We start from the raw sequence: 1,468 nt of genomic DNA, 5'->3' as shown, positions 1-1,468 counted from the left end.
CGCCGCGAGCTCGCCGCGGCCGCCATGGAGCTGTTCGCGACGAAGGGGTACGAGGCCACGACGGTCGACGAGATCGCCGCGGCCGCCGGGGTGGCCCGGCGGACCTTCTTCCGGCACTTCCGCTCCAAGGAAGAGGCGATCTTCCCGGACCACGACGACACCCTGATCCGCGCCGAGGCGGTCCTGGAGGTGGCCCCGGCGCACGAGCACCCGCTCGACACCGTGTGCCGGGGGATCAAGGAAGTCATGAAGATGTACGCCGCCTCGCCGGCGGTGTCGGTGGAGCGCTACCGGCTGACCCGTGAGGTGCCGGCACTGCGGGAGCGGGAGATCGCCTCGGTGGCCCGCTACGAGCGGCTGTTCACCCGCTACCTGCTGGCCCACTTCGACGAGACCGACCACCACGACGGCAACGACGACCCGCTGCTGGCGGAGGTGGCCGCCTCGGCGGTGGTGACCGCGCACAACCACGTGCTGCGGCGCTGGCTGCGGGCCGGGGGCCAGGGGGACGTGGAGACGCAGCTGGACCACGCCTTCGCCATCGTCCGCAAGACCTTCGGCTCCGGGATCGGCGCGGGCCGCTCCCTGGGAGCCGCCGGCGCGGCCCCGCAGGCGGCGGTGCGCGCCGAGGGCGAGGTGCTCGTCGCGGTGGCCCGGACCGACGCCCCGCTCGACGAGGTCATGCGGACCATCGAAGAAGCACTCAAGAACAAGTAAGTCGCTCTCGTCACAGCGGCCGCTCCCGTTCCGGGGGCGGCCGTTTGTGTTTGTCCGAGTTGCCCCTACTCGCGGGTAACTCTGATCGATCATCGCTCATATGCGCAGGTCAATCGGCAAGTGAGAGAAATTTTTGGCACGCAGTGCCTTGCCGAGTGACACGGGGTGCCATACGTTGAGTCCGTCCGGACGTCCCCGCGGTCCACGCCCACTCGGCACGGAACGCGCCCCGGATGCCTGCGTCACCAGGCCCCCGCCCGCCCCACCACAGGCGCGGCCGCACCACCAGCTCTGCCGGACCGACGGCACTCGCAGCACCCGCCACACGCTCCCACGCACGCACCGCGTACCCCTCAGCGCACCCTCATTCAGCGCTCAGCCGGAGGCAACACCGTGAAGGACATCCTGGACGCGATTCAGTCGCAGTCCGCCACCGCCGCAGACTTCGCGGCGCTGCCGCTGCCCGACTCGTACCGCGCGATCACCGTGCACAAGGACGAGACCGAGATGTTCGACGGTCTCGCCAGCCGCGACAAGGACCCCCGCAAGTCCCTGCACCTGGACCAGGTCCCGGTGCCGGAACTCGGCCCGGGCGAGGCCCTGGTGGCCGTCATGGCCTCCTCGGTCAACTACAACTCCGTGTGGACCTCGATCTTCGAGCCGCTGTCCACCTTCGGCTTCCTGGAGCGCTACGGCCGCCTCTCGGAGCTCACCAAGCGCCACGACCTCCCGTACCACGTCATCGGCTCCG

General features: G+C 70.2%; 1 protein-coding gene and 1 pseudogene. Both read left to right on the top strand.

What is annotated here, in order from left to right; genetic code table 11:
• Nucleotides 1-717: TetR family transcriptional regulator (locus tag VR44_RS25530; RefSeq protein ID WP_052713822.1), on the top strand; the 717-nt coding region annotated here is incomplete at its 5' end.
• Nucleotides 718-1,110: 393 nt separating this feature from the next.
• Nucleotides 1,111-1,468, top strand: a pseudogene (locus VR44_RS25525) (crotonyl-CoA carboxylase/reductase); the annotation flags it as partial.

The sequence above is a fragment of the Streptomyces katrae genome, from assembly GCF_000966975.1.
GTDB classification, from domain to species: domain Bacteria; phylum Actinomycetota; class Actinomycetes; order Streptomycetales; family Streptomycetaceae; genus Streptomyces; species Streptomyces katrae.
Note: the sequence above shows the minus strand (reverse complement) of the source record. Positions and strands in the feature narration are given on the sequence as shown.